Consider the following 1,384-nt stretch of genomic DNA (forward strand, 5'->3'; position numbering starts at 1 on the left):
CGCTTCTTCATGGGGATGTCCTCATGTGGCTTATGAAGACATTACTAACATCGGGGTGTACTAATCAACGGGGAGCAGGTCAAACGTAGTCTCAAGAGCACCTCCCGACGCAGCCACCAGATAATTTCCGAATCAAGCACTCGCCATGGACGATCTTTACCAGGTACTTAAAAGGAGCATTTCCCGCCACAAGACGACATGCGAAAGCGTTTCCCCAGTCGGGACAGGATGAAATACCGGGAAAAATGGTGAGTTATTGATGTGGGTAGCGGGCATTTAAGAGTGATGTTTCTTGCTGATTTTGAGCGTGGAAAGATCTTAATCAAACACATCAGCACTCACGCAGAGTATGACAAGCTCACGGACCTCCACGGGAGAACAAAAGAATGAATTATGCAGCAGCCATCAAAGCGGCAAACGATCTGACCAACGAGCTTCCTTTCCTGGGCTCAAGCCCGTCGCGACAAGATTACGAGGATGATCTGGCGTTGGTGGAGTATATGATTGAGCATGACCCCGATAGCCCGCTGGTAGAGATGCTCACTATGAAGACCTATAAATACGAAAACGAGTCTCAGGAGTTTGCAGAATTTAACGCGCGTGTTGCCAGCATTCCGTCAGGCGTTGCGTTATTGCGAACGCTGATGGATCAGTACCAACTCACTCAGAGCGATTTCGAGAACGAGATAGGCAAGAAGTCTCTGGTGAGTCGGATTCTTAACGGACAACGCACGTTAACGCTGGATCATATGCGCGCGCTGGCGAAGCGTTTCGGCGTGCCAGTGAGTGCATTTGTGGGAAATTGATTAGGATAGAATTCTATTAGGTATTAAGTAAAAAGTGACGCAGCTATTCTGTTCGCCGTTGAACGTTGGCTCAACAATTGTGCCATCTGCTCGAAATGGATCAGCATCACTATAAAGTACGGCAAACAGGCTAGCCATGTCGCGGCTAAAACCTTACGGTAATTGTAGAGGCACATCATCATCGCAAGACTCTAGTCCCCTAGGTTTCTTTGTATCAAAACAAAAGCATTACCTAAACGTCCTGGGAGGATGAACCTTCCATTTCAATCATTTTTTATCTAAACATGAGAAACCGAAGTCAATATATCCCTCTGCACTGATCACTAGACACCATTTATTTTCCCTATCAAAAAAGTAATGATGCTGAGGAATATTTTCTATAGCCACATCAAGAAATAAAAAGAACTGCGCGGGATTCAATCTGACAGAAAAATCAAGAGACGAATCATTTATATAATCAATCTCATCACTATTTGAAATCACATCATGGACATCTGATCTTGACCCGCCATTTCCGGACAGCTTTTGTATCTTAAGTTAACGATGCCCGCTGCCGCCGGTATTCTCTCGGAGAGTGA

1 protein-coding gene and 1 pseudogene are annotated in these 1,384 nt (G+C 45.5%); both read left to right on the forward strand.

Going from position 1 to position 1,384, the window contains the following annotated elements:
• Positions 1-145: 145 nt before the first annotated feature.
• A pseudogene (locus tag AX755_RS20470) lies at positions 146-390 on the forward strand (type II toxin-antitoxin system HigB family toxin).
• Positions 387-806 carry a helix-turn-helix domain-containing protein gene (locus tag AX755_RS20475; RefSeq protein WP_062857337.1) on the forward strand — a complete coding sequence of 140 codons (420 nt, stop codon included), beginning with the start codon at positions 387-389 and terminating at the stop codon, positions 804-806. Before AX755_RS20470 ends, AX755_RS20475 begins: the two are co-directional and overlap by 4 nt.
• Positions 807-1,384 lie beyond the last annotated feature (578 nt).

This window comes from Enterobacter sp. SENG-6 (assembly GCF_001605945.1).
In the GTDB taxonomy this organism is placed as follows: Bacteria; Pseudomonadota; Gammaproteobacteria; order Enterobacterales; family Enterobacteriaceae; genus Enterobacter; species Enterobacter cloacae.